The organism is Shewanella sp. TC10 (genome assembly GCF_009663145.1).
Classification (GTDB): Bacteria; Pseudomonadota; Gammaproteobacteria; order Enterobacterales; family Shewanellaceae; genus Shewanella.
The window spans coordinates 1-15,154 of the sequence record NZ_VKHR01000027.1 but is presented as its reverse complement, the minus strand read 5'-3'; the positions used below and the strand labels follow the sequence as shown (position 1 = coordinate 15,154).

10 protein-coding genes are annotated in these 15,154 nt (G+C 40.6%); 1 reads left to right on the top strand and 9 read right to left on the bottom strand.

Translation table 11 applies throughout. The features are described 5' to 3' along the window. Positions 1 to 151 precede the first annotated feature (151 nt). The 9 genes from FNZ24_RS10935 to FNZ24_RS10895 all read right to left on the bottom strand — a co-directional run bounded on the left by FNZ24_RS10935 (position 152) and on the right by FNZ24_RS10895 (position 14,027). Positions 152 to 1,696 (bottom strand): response regulator, encoded by a 1,545-nt coding sequence (locus FNZ24_RS10935; RefSeq protein WP_153914518.1) that lies wholly within the window; start codon positions 1,694 to 1,696, stop codon positions 152 to 154. A 131-nt stretch (positions 1,697 to 1,827) separates the two neighbouring features. Next, positions 1,828 to 2,919 (bottom strand): response regulator, encoded by a 1,092-nt coding sequence (locus tag FNZ24_RS10930; RefSeq protein WP_153914517.1) that lies wholly within the window; start codon positions 2,917 to 2,919, stop codon positions 1,828 to 1,830. Positions 2,920 to 2,930: 11 nt separating this feature from the next. Continuing rightward, positions 2,931 to 8,831: a response regulator gene (locus FNZ24_RS10925; protein ID WP_153914516.1), complete on the bottom strand. Its 5,901-nt coding sequence runs from the start codon at positions 8,829 to 8,831 to the stop codon at positions 2,931 to 2,933. A 236-nt stretch (positions 8,832 to 9,067) separates the two neighbouring features. Next, entirely contained in the window at positions 9,068 to 9,760 is a 693-nt protein-coding gene (locus FNZ24_RS10920) for a flavin reductase family protein (protein WP_153914515.1), read from the bottom strand. A 73-nt stretch (positions 9,761 to 9,833) separates the two neighbouring features. Next, entirely contained in the window at positions 9,834 to 11,426 is a 1,593-nt protein-coding gene (locus FNZ24_RS10915) for a cryptochrome/photolyase family protein (protein ID WP_153914514.1), read from the bottom strand. Then, complete coding sequence (locus tag FNZ24_RS10910; protein ID WP_153914513.1) at positions 11,419 to 11,592, bottom strand: DUF2256 domain-containing protein; 174 nt, start codon at positions 11,590 to 11,592, stop codon at positions 11,419 to 11,421. The genes FNZ24_RS10915 and FNZ24_RS10910 overlap by 8 nt, the downstream gene beginning before the upstream one ends. Next, positions 11,585 to 13,048 (bottom strand): DASH family cryptochrome, encoded by a 1,464-nt coding sequence (locus FNZ24_RS10905; protein WP_153914512.1) that lies wholly within the window; start codon positions 13,046 to 13,048, stop codon positions 11,585 to 11,587. Before FNZ24_RS10905 ends, FNZ24_RS10910 begins: the two co-directional genes overlap by 8 nt. A gap of 57 nt (positions 13,049 to 13,105) precedes the next feature. Further along, positions 13,106 to 13,396, bottom strand: a complete 291-nt coding sequence (locus FNZ24_RS10900; RefSeq protein ID WP_416384833.1) for a hypothetical protein — start codon at positions 13,394 to 13,396, stop codon at positions 13,106 to 13,108. A gap of 130 nt (positions 13,397 to 13,526) precedes the next feature. Then, entirely contained in the window at positions 13,527 to 14,027 is a 501-nt protein-coding gene (locus FNZ24_RS10895) for a VF530 family DNA-binding protein (protein ID WP_153914511.1), read from the bottom strand. Between the two features lie 209 nt (positions 14,028 to 14,236). Between FNZ24_RS10895 and FNZ24_RS10890 the strand changes: the two genes are divergently transcribed. Continuing rightward, entirely contained in the window at positions 14,237 to 15,094 is an 858-nt protein-coding gene (locus FNZ24_RS10890; protein WP_153914553.1) for a PA4780 family RIO1-like protein kinase, read from the top strand. The last annotated feature ends 60 nt before the right edge of the window (positions 15,095 to 15,154 follow it).

The following is a 15,154-nucleotide window of genomic DNA, read 5'->3' as shown; positions in this document are numbered from 1 at the left end:
CTGACTAGCAAAATATAGTTAAAACAGCGCTAACGATCGCGCTTATCTATCGAATTAGGGTGAATTATCGGTGTTTTTAGCGCATTAGTCTTGGGTTAATTACCAAATACTGGCAATTACAGTAAATAAAGCGGCGATTATTGGCTTTTTATTAGTTTGCTCGTTTGAGTTTTACGCTTATGGTCGTGCCACGTTTTTCATCAGATGAGAAACGAATATCTCCGCCTTGGGCTTTTGCTGATAACAAAGCCGAATAGGTGCCAATACCTGTGCCGTTACTTTTCCCTGAAGTCACATACTTATCAAAAAAGCTTGATTGGATCTCAGCAGGTATTGCGCCTTGGTTATGTATATTAAATTTTATCCATTGCTCGTCGGCAATGTGAGTCAGTTGAATATCGCTATTTTCAGGTGCGGCTTCAACGGCATTAACTAACAGGTTATGGAATAAATTAAAGCTTAAGGTTCTGTCGCCTAAAAAACATAATTTTTCAGGCACATCTATAGTGATGCTTTGTCGATTACTTGTCAGTTTTTGGGTTAATCCCAGCTGTAATTCAGCAAATAACTCACTGACATCAATGACATTTAACGCTATCTTTTGACTATCATTTCCGAGGTGATGAATCAGCAAATTATCATCCACCATTTGCTCGATAAACAGCACACTGTTTTGCAGTATTTGCACTTCTTTGTCGCAGCCTACATTTTTTTGTTCAATCAATTCTGTCGCGGCAATAATTGTCGACAGCGGCCCTTTGAAGTCATGATTCACTATTCGATCAATTTCATCTTTTAAACGGGCATTTTCAATTAAAGTATCAAGCTGTCGCGCCATATCTTGACGCTGCTCGACTAGGCGGATGTGGGTTGCGACCCTAGCTTTAGTAATTTCAGGGGATATGGGCTTGGTAATGTAATCAACCGCGCCTAAATTGAGCCCTTTAATGACATCTTTATCTTGAGATAATGCCGAGATGAAAATCACTGGAATATGTTCAGTTAATGGGTCAGATTTAAGCTGCTTGCATACCGTTAAGCCATCCATGTCTGGCATCATGATATCCAATAAAATGAGGTCGGGCTGATTTTCTTGCTGGCATAAATCAAGGGCCTTTTGGCCTGATAAACATGCTTTTAATTTATAGTTCTGTTTAAGTAATTCAGTCAGCACAGTCACGTTACTAGCATTATCATCGACGATTAAAATTGTGGCAGGCTCACGCGCTGCAGTTTGTGTTTCATTGGAGCTAGTTTCTGTCGTTTGAATTTGCTGAGAAACTTTTCTTGAAGGAGAATTAAAGGCGCTGGCCACTTTTTGCTTTAAAGTGGTTTGATTAAATGGCTTGATTAAGTACTCACTCACCCCTGATGTTACCGCATCTCTTACATCATCTTGATTTACATTGGCAGTAAGCATCATAAACGGCACTTTAGCAAAAGGAAGCCCGCTGTTTCTGACTTCACGTAAAAGCTCCAAGCCATTCATTTTGGGCATATTCCAATCAGAAATAATCAAATCAACTTGCTCAGACTCCAGAATTTGTAGTGCCTCTTTTCCGTGAGCGGCTTTGTGAACCTTATTAAACCCGACAGAAGTAAGCATACTGCCAATGGTCTTTAACATAGCAGGAAAGTCATCGACCACTAATGCCGTTTTATTCGCGTACTGGTTCACAAGCTGAAATGGTGGCAAAGCATTACTCCCAAATAAGTCTTTATATTTTTATTATTAATCTGATTTCAATAAAGCCAAACAATCGTTTTTAAGTGAACCTTTATTGAGAAAAAAACATCAATCAACTAATGCACTAGCACAGCTCGGTATTAGCCTTCATCTAAAAATTTTTTAGCAATATTATCAAACTCTTGAGTGATTTCCATAAAGCAGTCCACCATAATAGGATCAAAGTGAGAACCTCTCCCTTCGCTGATAATACTGACCGCTTTTTCGTGAGTGAAAGCCGGTTTGTATACCCGTTTGCTAATTAACGCATCGTACACGTCAGCCACAGCCATTAAGCGTGCAGATAATGGAATATCTTCACCAGCTAGCCCTTCTGGGTAACCAGAACCATCCCACTTTTCTTGGTGTGAATAGGCAATTTCTTTGGCGAATACCAGAAAGTTATCTGATATATCCATAGTTTGCTCTGCAGCACTAATCGCATCACGGCCATAGGTTGTGTGCTTTTTCATGATTTCAAATTCTTCATCGGTTAACTTTCCAGGTTTGAGCAAAATACTATCTGGAATACCAACCTTACCAATATCATGCAACGGCGCAGACTTATACATGGCAGTTATCACTTCAGGGGTTAAAATCTGTTCAAAAGCAGGCTTTGTTGCCATAGCTTTAGCGAGTGCTTTTACATAGTGCTGAGTACGTCGAATATGGTTGCCAGTTTCAGGATCTCTCGACTCAGCCAACGCGCCCATTGCCACCATCGCCACATCTTGAATTTCAGCAAGTTGTTTAGTTCGCTCGATAACTCGCTCTTCAAGGATTTCATTTTGACGCTGAACTAAATCACGTGAGGCTTTTAATAATAAATGGTTTTTAACCCGTTCTTTCAAAATAGCAGGGCTAATAGGTTTAGTGATGTAATCTACGGCACCTAACGCTAAGCCTTTGGTTTCGTCTTCTTCTTGCACTTTTGCGGTAAGGAAAATGACCGGAATATCTTTGGTGTCTTCATGGGATTTAAGGTGCTGACATACTTCGTAACCATCCATTTCTGGCATCATTACATCCAGTAAAATTAAGTCTGGCTTACGTTTACTGATAATTTTTAACGCAACTTTGCCACTCAACGCAGCCTGAATAAGATAATCATCAGACAAAACACCTTTAACGACTTCGATATTGGTGGCCGTATCATCAACAGCCAGAATCGTTGCTTTCTTGGACTCAACCATTTTTTATATCCCTATTTATCATTGTCGCTTGATGACGAGTCATTCATGAATAAAGTCATCATTTGCTTAATTTGTGTTTCAGCGCTATCAAAATCATATTCACTGACCGTATCCAGTAATGTATTCAGTGATGACTGAATATCTGATGAGATATTCAGCGCTAACAAGGCTTCTACATTGTCTCCAACCGTTGAGTCAAAATCTTCAATTTGCTCAGCTATCTCGGTCAATTTCTGGACTAGCTCATCTTTGTCAATGCTATTGCTGTCTTGAGTATCATTCGAAGACGTGACCTTATCCAGCCCAGTTAACACTTGCTGTTTAAATTGAGGTAACAGCTCCTCGGCTTTGTCGAAGTCATATTCTGATAATGCATCATAAAGCGCTTGGCCATTATCCAAAGGCATACCATTGAGCCGCGCTAGCACCTCTGAAATGACATCAACTGCAGTACTGTCCATCATGTCTACTTGTTCAACTAAGTTGTCATACTCTGCAATAAAGGTCTCAGCACTAGGCCATTGCTGCCCGCCTGATTTCTGATTTGCTTGTTGCTGACTGACTTGATCCATGTCTTGCTCAATGCTACTTACCATTTTGTTGATTAGCTCACTACAGTTATCAAGCAGTGGCTTAATCGCATCTGACTCTCTGCACTCATTAGCTTGTTTTTGCTCGGTGAGCATTGCTTCAATTTCTGCAGCAACAGGAACCACAAAGTTAGCGCCAATATTGCCAGCAACCCCTTTTACAGTATGAATTGCAATAATGGCTGCGGTAATATCTTGTTCGCTAATTGCTTGCCTTACTTGTTTGATCGCATCTCGTTGTGATTTCGCTACTTTTGCCAGCACTTTTCGATAGGCTTTTACGTTACCAGACATACGTCCAAGTGCTGTTTCTGTATCAAAGTCAATTAAGGCTAGAGCTGGAATATCTGGTTGTTCTGACGCCTCATTATTTTGTGGTTTTTCAGCTAAAGTTTTACCTGTTGGCTCAATCCATTTCGCTAGGGTTTGAAACACTTGCTGAGGATTAATAGGTTTAGGGATATGGTCATCCATTCCCGCAGCTTCGCATTTTTCTCTATCACCACTCATGGCATTGGCCGTCATGGCAATGATAGGTAGTTTCTGTAAGTGCTTAGACTCTCTAATTTTGCGCGTGGCTTCATAACCATCCATTATCGGCATTTGAATATCCATTAATATGGCAGCATATTCATGTTCCAGCGCCATATCCACGGCTTCTTGACCGTTGCAGGCACATGACACTTCTAAGCCAGCCATATGCAATAACTCAAGGGCGATTTCCTGATTGATATCATTATCTTCAACTAATAAAACATGAGCACCAACGATGTCTTTTGCCGCAGATACATCCAATTTATTACTACTATGAGTTTGTGTCCCTGTGCCTTTGCCCATGACATTCAATACAGTATCTAACAAGGTCGAGGCACTTACAGGCTTAGTAATTGCGTTATCAATGCCAACATCGCTGGCTTTTTTCAGCATTTCATCGCGATCATATGCTGTCACTATCACTAGTTTAGGTTGTGTAGATAGCGTTGCATCTTCACGGATCAAACGACTTAACTCAATTCCATCCATATGTGGCATCTTCCAGTCAGCCAATATCAATTGATAAGGAGTATCTTGTGCATCTGCTGCTTTGATTTTTTCAATGGCTTCACTTCCTGATGGTGCAACATCAGGTGAAAAGCCTAAACTCTCAGATAAGGTGAAGAGAATCTCACGTGCAGCGACACTGTCATCAACCACTAAAATAGGTAAATCTTGTAAACTCTTTATAGAAGTAGGTTGTTCTTCAAGCTTTTCTTCTGATAGTTCAAATAAAGCGGTGAATATAAAGGTGCTGCCTTTTCCTGCTTCACTTTCGACCCAAATATCACCATCCATTCGCTCAGTTAGCGTCTTACAAATCGTTAACCCAAGTCCTGTGCCGCCATATTTACGGGTTGTTGAGGCATCTGCTTGGCTAAAGGATTGGAACAAACGAGACTGCTGTTCTGGCGTCATGCCAATACCAGTATCTTTGACTGAAAACTCAACAAAAACCTGGTCATTTTTTTGTTCTCGCATTCGGGCGCTGACAATAATTTCACCTTGGTCGGTAAACTTCATCGCGTTGTTCGCTAAGTTAATCAGAATCTGCCCTAACCTTAATGGGTCCCCTTTTAGGGTTCTCGGTAAGCTCGGTTCGATATCAATTAACAGCTCAAGCCCTTTTTGCTGAATTTTGTGGGAGATGACTTGTACTAAATTATCAAAACAATCGTTCAAGTTGAACGGAATCACTTCTAGTTCAAGCTTGCCTGCCTCAATTTTAGAGAAATCTAAAATATCATTGATAATGCCTAATAAAGACTCAGCGGAATTTTGGATTTTGGCAACATAGTCAGACTGCTTACGAGTTAAATCCGTTTGCTGTGTTAGATAGCTCATACCAATAATGGCATTCATTGGGGTGCGAATTTCATGGCTCATATTGGCTAGGAAATCACTTTTAGCTTTTGTTGCTTCATCAGCAGTTTTAACCGCTTCTTCTAACTGACGAGCATTTTCTTTTTCACTGGTTATGTCAATGAAGTTGCCCACTAAACCGGCAGGTTGATCATTACTGTCTTTAAAACCTGTAACCCAATATAGGGTGTCATGCACTTTTCCATCTCCAAACGGAATACGCATTTCTTTTTTCAATGTCGACTGATTTTTTATCACGTCTGTATCTTCGGCGTGATAAAGCTGCCTATCTTCTTCACTTAAGTAAGTTAAGTCAGTCACTTTTAGGCCAATTAAGTCCTGCGCATTGACTTGAAATGTCTCTTCATAAGCCTTATTGAAACCTAAAAAGTGCCCTTCAGCATCTTTATAAAATAACGGTAATGGCACTGTATCAATCAATAATTGTTGAAGTTTCATCTGCTCAGCAAGTGAGCGCGTTGCCTGTTCCGCTTTTTGTTTCGCCGCTTTTAACGCTTCTTCAGCTTCTTTACGTTCAGTAGTGTCTCGGACAATACCTGTAAAGACTTGTGCTTGTTCGATTACCGCTTCACCAATGGCGATCTCAACCGTGATCTCTTGGCCATCATCACGAATACCAGTAAACTCATACACTGATTGCCCATTGCTACTGGCCTTATCATCTAGGTATTGTTTGTGAAATGCAGGCTTAACCAGTTGTTCAATACTACTGTTAATGACTTCCTTAGCAGAGTAACCAAATATCGCTTCAGCAGCTGGGCTAAACTCCTCGATTAAACCTTGACCATTAACAACAATGATCCCATCAGAGGCATTGTCGATAATAGTGCGATTTCGTTGCATTGAAACTTCTAAAGCCTCTGTACGATCGTGCACTAGTGTTTCTAGTTCTTTGCGTGAGCGTGTTAATGCTCGAGTGGCACGTGTTCCCACACGCAATGTAAATAACGTGCTGCCCAACATGAGTGCCAATGAGATAAACACTACCGACCAAACCGTTTTCTTAAAGGTATTTATCAGCGCAAAGGACTCTTCAGCATCAACTTCAGCGACTAAGCCCATTGAAAGTTTGTCATCCCAAAGCCAACTGCCGACCACTTTTACACCACGATAGTCGTTATAACCATATAAGTTTTGAGCGGAGCTTTTATTGGCAATTGACTTGGCCATGTAGGTTAACGGCCAGTTTTTATCGGGCTTAATGACTTCACCCGCTTCGATTAAATTAACCCCAGGATTACTAATACGAATATTTAACGATGCATGTTCGTTTTCTTCAAGCAAACCAATATCGCGTAATTGCTTTTCAAAACGTACATTCGATAGCAACACGCCTTTTTGATCTATCGCATAGGTTTCACCGCTATGACCAATAAAACCTGCCGATAATATCGATGAAAAAATGCCATTAAAATTGATTCGTTTGGTTAAAATCGCAATCACTTCATTGTCACTATTGACTACTGGGGCAGCGAAAAATATCGTTGTGGGCTTTTTATCTACTCGACTCTCGACGTTTTCAGAGAAATACACATCGGAACGTATTGGTGGAATAAACACATTCTCACCAGCAAGCACTTTTTGTAATAATTCAGGGTGATGTTCATTAATCAAGTTAATGTCACCAATATTAGAGTTACGGCGAGATGAAAGGCTTATCATATCTGGCGCTATTATAAAGAAGCCGTATGAGCCTGGCTCCCCTTCTCTATCACTAAAAAATCGACGTATTTTTGATTGAACTGGTGACTCTAAAAGTGCATCCCTGTCTCTTGGAATAACCAACAGCTGCTCGACCATACCGACTAACTGTTCATTTTTAGCAACTTGCTCTAATCCGTCTAACTCATAATCTACCCAATAGAACAGTCTTTGATGCGTTGAGTTTAATAAAGTCTGTAAATTGTATTCGACTTCGCTACGATTTTTTTGCTCGGTATATTGGGTAATCATCGCAATAAGCACTAATAAAATTAACGCTAAAATACTAAGACCAATAAACACCGAACGTTTAAAGCTATTTGAACCAAACTTGTTCGCTAAATCTTCATCACTTGCTTTAAGCACTCTAGAGCTCACCAGCATGGCCAATACTAGTAATCCAATGACAACCAAAATACCTGTGAATAAAGAATTCATTAGTTGCGGTTCAGCTTGTGCGGGAGCTTGAGTGTTGTTGGCTAGCCAATCATTTTTAGTGAGCATTAAATCACGTAATTTTAGAGAGTTAAGTCCCTTTTGTAATATTGAATGCAAAATTGGATGCTTAATACTGCTATACAAATGTACTGATGTTGGAGGGAAAATATCTTCATTAATGGCGCGAATTTGCTTCTCTAATTGATTTTGTGCAAGCGCATGTTGAATAGCGATCTCAGAATCGAGCAGAGCATCGACCTCTCCAGAGATCACCCGATTAATTGAGTCCTGCATACTCGCTGTCTCAACAATTGTCATTTTCGGGTAAAGGCTTTGTAGTTTACTGATTGATGTATAGCCACTTGGCACAGCAACTCGCGCAGTGGCGAAATCGATACCATTTTTAAAACGAGGGTTATCAGCTTTGACGTGAAACAATTCTCTTACTAAGAAAAAGGGTGTGGTGTATAAACCAAACTCTTTACGCGCTTCTTCCATGTAGGCATCAGGTATAAGGTCTATTTCACCTCGGTTAAACGCTGCAATGTTACTGTTCCATTCCCCTTCAACAAACTCAAGTTGTAGCCCTGTGTTATTGACTATCTTATTAATTATGGCTCCTGCAAAGCCACCAACCTCATCATCGTCTTGCATAAATAGCATCGGAGGCCAATTATCAATCGCCACAATCACTTTATTTTCTTCGATCCATTGTTGCTCTTCAGCGGTTAAGCCAACTTGCTGAACTTGTTTGTTGGCTAGCTCATTTGATGAAGAACGCTGTTTTATTTTTTCGGCGATCTCAAAAAGCAATTGGATGTATTTGTGTTTCAACTGATGATAATCATCGCTATTAATCAGCGCCATCGCTTGTTTACGATTATCATTTTTAATCAAAGATATAGTGCGATTTTCAAGGATAACTAGTTGTTCATTTATCCCTTCTAACTCAGTAATCAAGGCTTTATCATCTACATGCTGTCTGGCTAATAACGAGCTAATCAATTTTGTTAATTTAGGCTCATACTCGTAATAGCGAGTAAGCCACTTTTCATCACCAGAAAAAGCATAGCTCAGCACCGACGAAGTTAAAATTTCATCAAAATACTGCAATTCAGTCGTGAGCGTTTTTATTTCAGCTTGGGATAAATCGGCATAGGCCGTTGGTGCAGGCTCAGAATAGCTGCTAGGAATGAAAAAAAATAAACTTGCCAATAATACCAATGAAACACGAATAAAAGTATTCAGATGATTGCCTGAAGGCATAGTATTGCGTCCTTGTTATACGCCAAAAAAACCTCTTTAAATTTACACTTAAGACTCACAATTAACAAGAGATCAAACAATGTATAAAATACTGATTTTAATAATAATGATGTGAGCTTAAGATTTTGAATCAAAGATTAATATGAGCGCGAAAATAAAATCCAAAACCAAAAATCAAACCCATAGCGTTCAGTTTGATAAAAACAGCCTAACTACCTTTTTACCAAGTATAAAAATTAATCACCACTTACAGTTAGCATCTTAGTATTTTTACCTACTTTAGCGTAACTTTGCCTCGATAATCTTTCAGTAACATGATAACTATCAAGCCCTGATACAGCAGTAGTATTAAGCGCTTCAATATCGATATAGCCATCAGCTTTTACCGCTTTATCATCCACCAATACATGGGTTACTTCACCGATAATTAATATCGTGTTGTTAATTTTTAGCGGCGTGATTTCTCTTACCGATAATGAAAATTTAAGCTGACTTTCTAACACAAAGGGAGCAGCGACACCGTCTAAGTAACTTTCTGTCAGACCAACAGCATCAAATTCTGAAACCTCAGCATCATATCGCGCTGAAGTTTGGTGCGCTTGTTGGTATATATCTACACATACATGATTAAGAGTATAGACTCCTGTTTGCTCAATATTGGCTAAAGTATCCCTTGGAACAGATTGAGGGTGAGTTGCTGTTTGCGCCTGTTCTTTAACCTGAACAGCTGTGGGTCTGATGATCATGCCCAACAACGCGGGCGATGCCCCGATATGAAACACTGAGCTTACTATCGACAAATTGGTAACCCCTTTATTATCGATAGTGCCAACCAAATTCGCACTTTTAAACCCTGACAAACTATTAATAAAGCGCGCTCGCTGTCGTGACTCTAACTCACCTATTGCCTTTGTGCTGAAATGTTTCATTGCCATCTGTTTAACTCACTGATTTTGATATAACTGTTTGGATTAATTTAATTTATGTGACTTATTGTCCCAATTAAAGCGCGTCTAGATTAGCTAATAGCCCTTGAGCATGTTCAAGAATACGAGCCTTATCAGCCTGTGGCTTTTTAAGCCAGTTGGCATACACCATTCTTGTTCGCGGATTACCATTAAAACTGTGTTGGTGTTTGTCCATAAAGTGCCAATATAAAGAGTTTAGCGGGCATGCATCATCAGTATCGATTTTATTGACTTTGTAATGGCAACTTGAGCAATAGTCGCTCATTTTATTGATGTAGTTACCACTGGCAGCATAGGCTTTTGAGCCAACAATACCACCATCAGCGAACTGGCTCATGCCTCTAGTATTAGGCATTTCAACCCACTCGATTGCATCGATGTAAATGCCTAAATACCAATCATCGACTTCATCAGGGTTAATGCCAGTGATTAGGCAAAAGTTCCCCGTGACCATCAACCGCTGAATATGATGGGCATAAGCATGATCAAGTGATTGTTTGACCGCATGATGCTGGCAGTTCATCTTGGTATTAGCATCCCAAAACCATTGAGGTAAATTGCGTGTAGCATCCAAATGATTTAGTTGACCATATACAGGCATATTGGCCCAATAAATCCCCCGAACAAATTCACGCCATCCTAAAATCTGCCTAACAAAGCCTTCAATTTGCGCGAGAGAAATGGGGTTATCGCCATGCAGGCTTTGCTGATAAAAACCAATAGCGGTATCAATAACTCGCTGTGGACTGAGTATTTTGCTGTTCAACGCAAACGATAGCCTGCTGTGATATAAGCTCCATTGACGCTGTGCTAACAAGGTATCTGCTTTTGAGGTCATTGCATCTTGAAACGTTCCGAAACGAATTAAGCAATTACGGCAAAAATGCTCTAGTAATTGAATAGATTGCTGGCGTGTGACTGGCCAAAGTAAGCTAGATGACATCCGCCCTATTGTTTTGATGTTATGCCGCGTTATCCTGTCGATAATCGCACTAACATCATTCTCGAAAGCAAGCGGTTCAGGAATATCAGGCAAGTCATTTGATTTAAGTTTTTGGCGGTTATCCGCATCAAAATTCCATTTACCTCCCGCTGGCTCCTGGCCTTCCATTAATAAGTTAAACCGCTTCCTCATTTTGCGATAAAAGTGCTCCATCCTATGCTTTGTAGATGCATTAAAATCATGACTTAATTCAGCATCAGACAAATAAAAATGTTCGCTTTCATAGGCCAAACTTTCAATAGCATGACTTGCACAAAAACAACGCAGTTGCTCCCTTAAGCGATACTCATCTGGCAACTGATATTCAAATTGCTTGATACTATATTGATTAAATAACCCATTGAGTAACTCCACAAGATCTGAATACAAAGCATCTGAATACAAAGCGGTATCATCTAAGGTCAAGTGCAATACCTGATGCCCAGCTTGCCTAAGCGCTTTTGAAAATTGCTCCATGGCGGCAAAAAATGCGCATATTTTTTGTCCGTGATGAAGAGTATAATTTGCCTCTTGCTTTAGCTCAGCGATGAGATAAACAGTGTCAGGATGTTTATCTGCAAACCAAGAATGTGAAGCATTAAGCTGATCGCCAAGAATAAGACGTAAACGTTTCGCTTTAATCATGCTTACTCCTGTTACGCTCACCAGCACATCGCTTAGAGCAATACTTCACATTAGCCCAGTCTTTGTGCCACTTTTTACGCCAGCTAAATGGTCGCAAACAGACAGGACAAGTCTTATCAGTAAATGACGTTCTGCTCGCAGAATTTTCACGACAGGCCTTATTCATGGTGAAAGTCACACTTATTTGGCTTGCTCTTACTAAGCGACTTTTTATCCACTAGAACATCTTCTATAGGCCTGTGTTCAATAAGCTCAGAGTCAATAGGCCAATCATCAATATCTACTGAATCCAGATGTGTGTTATCAAGGCTATAATCATTGGCTGACGAACACCAACGAGCAATAAAGTCTCCGTTTGGATCATATTGCTGAGTCTGCTTCTCGATATTGAAGTGCCGCCCTCCACGAGGATCGACGCCAACTCCTGCAATGTATTGCCAATTTCCCCAATTAGATGCCACATCATAATCAATCAGCTGTTGCTCAAAATAGGCTGCGCCAAAACGCCAATCAACACCCAGTTCATTGACTAAACAACTGGCCACAATTTGCCTGCCTCGATTTGACATATATCCAGTACCATTCAGTTGCTTCATGCAGGCATTCACTAATGGATAAGGAGTGTTACCTAAACACCATTTGCTAAATCGCTCTGGAAAAAAGCTGGTTAATGGCGGCTTGGACGCTTGGCCTTTAAAGCGATAAAGCTGGTTACCGTGTTGCAATGCTAACCAATGAAAATACTCACGCCATAACAATTCAAACCCTATCCAATAGGTGGAATCGTTAGCACCATGAATTTGCTCATATTGCTTAAGCTGCGCCCATATTTGCCGTGCTGATATATTTCCCATAGCGAGGAAAGGGCTAAATTTAGTCGAGTTTTCAATGCCATCTAATTCATTACGAGTCTGTTTATATTCGCTTGGGTAAGATTTTGAAAAGTAGTGTGATACGTGCTGTTGAGCCGCTTGCTCACCACCAGAAAACAACGCCGAATTCGTTGCTTGAAATTGGCTTATATCGGTTACTGCATCGCTAACCAACGATAACGACTGCGTACTAATACCATTAAATGTGTTGCAAGGTTGCTCGACTGATAGCCCTGTTTTTTCCACTTTTCGACGAAATTGCGAGAAGCTCGTCATCGCATTTACATAAGGGGTAATTTGCTGCTGGTTAAATAATCCATTATTCCATTCTGATATTAACCGTAATTGGGGTTGTTGCTCAGCGACTTGTTGCCAAATTTGCCTTTCATCCCAGCCCACTTGTTTACTGTACCCTAGGGTTTTGATGCTATTTTGCTGCACTAAATCGCTAATGACAGTCACAGGATCGCCAATACACAAATGTAGTGTGTGCCCTACTGATCCAAGTTGCTGCTGTAAGTCTGTTAACGATTGCAGCAAAAATGCCAGCTTGTGCTGTCCCATAGATTGTTGCTGGTATCGAATGGATTTGAACCAACGTTCATCGAATACATAAGCAAAGGCTACGGGCAGCTCAGTTTTAAGCTGAGACTTTGATGTTAAAACATCAACCAATAACGCATTTAGCGCCAAATTATCCTGCAAGCGGAGATCTTGAGTAAATACAAATAAGGAGCGATCGTCTGACAAAATATACCCAAAGATGATTCAAACATATCTTTGATACGAACCAGAAAGGGGAAAGGTTTACTTAGATGATTTAGGTTGGGCTTGGGACGTTTTATCTTGCTGTGAATTTGCAGATTCAAGTTCACGCTGATGATTTTCATGATTAACCAGTAGCAAGGTTAAATACATTTTAGTCGGCAGTGATAACACCATACCAAAGGCAACACACATGGCGCTGAGGATAATGCCTTTAATGCCCATCAGCTCGACAGTTTGATTAAAGTTATGCAGGTAAATACCCAGTAAAATAAGGCAAATACCACAGCAAATACTGATCCTGAGCATTAAAATCAGTGTTGATGCTTTTATCATAGCTGATTATTCCTCACTTTCATTCAGTGCTGAATTTGGTTGATTTGTACCCTTATATTAGCTCAACTAATATTTAAACGAATAACTTTAATCAGCTGCAATTCAGCAGCTGATATTAAAAATAAACTTATTTACCCCAAGGGTTAGATGGGTCTTGTGATGGCGCGGGGCGATTGCCTTTAGGTTTGTTTTGCGCGTAACCGTCCTGTGCTCTTGGCTTGTCTTTACCAAACTTCTTAGGGCGATCATTATTGTTACGCTTCATTTCTTCGTAATCAGCGGTGGCTTTTTCACGCATTTCAGCAATCAACTCAACCGTCAATTCTTGTGGTTTTCGAGGCACAATCCCGTCAGCAAAACCGCGCTCGCGAGGTTTTAATTCAAACTGGGCCGCACTGCCTTTTGGCATGCTTTTAAAACGATATAGGTAAAAGCTTTCAACGCGTTCTCGCGCCCATTCCGTTTTCTTTAAAAATTTAAGGCAAGACTCTAGGCTTGGGTTATTGTTAAAACACTCTAAACGCAGCGCTGCATATAGAATCTTCCAATCATAAAAATCCACTAATTCAGAAACCATAGTTTCTGATTTTAATCCATGTAATGGGTTATTTTGTTGTAGTTCAATCATGAGAGATCCCAGTAGCCGCGGTGCGGTATCAATAATGCCAATAAGAAGCGCAAGAAGTAATAGACTAATGATAGCAAGCAACTAGCCAGCATAGCTATCATCAACCTATGTTAATCCCAAAAAGCCTCATCTCAACCAAAACTAGCCTTTTAAGGTTATTCTACTGATTGAGCATTCCATCTCCACGCTATTTACGGTATAACGGCGCAATGAAAATCCCCAAAAGAATCCAACCTCTGGTTGAAGAAGGCTTAGTCGACGACGTCCTGCGCCAATTAATGAGCGGCAAGGAAGCCAGTGTCTATGTAGTGCGCTGCGGCGATGATATTCGCTGCGCCAAAGTCTATAAAGATGTTGATAAGCGCAGCTTTAAACAAGCTGTTCAATACCAAGAAGGACGAAAGGTCCGCAATAGCCGCCGCGCCAGAGCGATGGAAAAAGGCTCTAAGTTCGGCCGAGACCAACAAGAAGAAGCTTGGCAAAACGCCGAAGTTGATGCGCTGTACAAATTAGCCGCTGCGGGGGTTCGCGTGCCTGAGCCTTATGGTTGTTTTTCAGGGGTGTTACTCATGGAGCTAGTCACTGACAGCGATGGTGTTGTCGCTCCTAGACTTAATGATGTTGTTTTCTCTAAAGAAGATGCCATTCGCGATCATGCCAGCATGATTGAATACGCTAAATTGATGCTGTGTGCTGGTTTAATCCATGGTGATTTATCAGAGTTTAACGTGCTTGTTGATGACAAAGGCCCTGTGATTATCGACTTACCTCAAGCTGTTGATGCTGCTGCCAACAATAATGCTGTGTGGATGTTCGCCCGTGATGTTAATAACATGACCAACTACTATAGCCAGTTTGCACCTGAGCTTGCCAAGACCCAATATGCCAAAGAAATGTGGGCGCTTTTTGAAGCTGGCGAGCTAACACCAGACACCGAGCTCACTGGCGAATTTGCAGAAAGTGAACATATCGCTGATGTGGATTCTGTACTTGAAGAAATCAATGCCGCACGAGAAGAAGAACAAGAAAGATTACAGCGCATCGTTGATGCCAATGAAGAGCTGTAATATTGAATTAATATGGTTTTTGGCATCATATTAACTCACTTTTATGCAACTAAAAGTGAG

Excerpts from the sequence above, each read along its gene's own strand:
- FNZ24_RS10930 (WP_153914517.1), bottom strand. The coding sequence starts at position 2,919 with ATGGTTGAGTCCAAGAAAGCAACGATTCTGGCTGTTGATGATACGGCC.
- FNZ24_RS10925 (WP_153914516.1), bottom strand. The coding sequence starts at position 8,831 with ATGCCTTCAGGCAATCATCTGAATACTTTTATTCGTGTTTCATTGGTA.
- FNZ24_RS10920 (WP_153914515.1), bottom strand. The coding sequence starts at position 9,760 with ATGAAACATTTCAGCACAAAGGCAATAGGTGAGTTAGAGTCACGACAG.
- FNZ24_RS10915 (WP_153914514.1), bottom strand. The coding sequence starts at position 11,426 with ATGATTAAAGCGAAACGTTTACGTCTTATTCTTGGCGATCAGCTTAAT.
- FNZ24_RS10910 (WP_153914513.1), bottom strand. The coding sequence starts at position 11,592 with ATGAATAAGGCCTGTCGTGAAAATTCTGCGAGCAGAACGTCATTTACT.
- FNZ24_RS10895 (WP_153914511.1), bottom strand. The coding sequence starts at position 14,027 with ATGATTGAACTACAACAAAATAACCCATTACATGGATTAAAATCAGAA.
- FNZ24_RS10890 (WP_153914553.1), top strand. The coding sequence starts at position 14,237 with ATGAAAATCCCCAAAAGAATCCAACCTCTGGTTGAAGAAGGCTTAGTC.